A 267-nucleotide genomic window follows, 5' to 3' on the forward strand; every position below is an offset into this window, starting at 1 on the left:
CTTTTGTTTTACGGTGGTCAAACCCCCAGCCATCTATCCAATGAATTGAACCTGTTAAAAAATCCCAATCAAAATTAGAAACACATCTTTTTATTTCGTCTTCTTTATTAGGAAAATAGCATATTTCTAGTCCAAAATTAATTTCTATTGGAAATTTATATCTTCTCATTTCATTAATAAAATCTTTATAATCAGATAATCTTAATTCTGACTTTCTAGACAACCATTCTCGTTGATATTCACCACAATCTTGATTGTTTAATATAG

General features: G+C 28.1%; 1 protein-coding gene. It reads right to left on the reverse strand.

From position 1 onward, the window contains the following. Nucleotides 1-267 (reverse strand): hypothetical protein (locus ACX6CF_RS26415; protein ID WP_458788367.1); only part of this gene is annotated, 267 nt, incomplete at both ends.

It is taken from the genome of Vallitalea sediminicola (genome assembly GCF_054408565.1).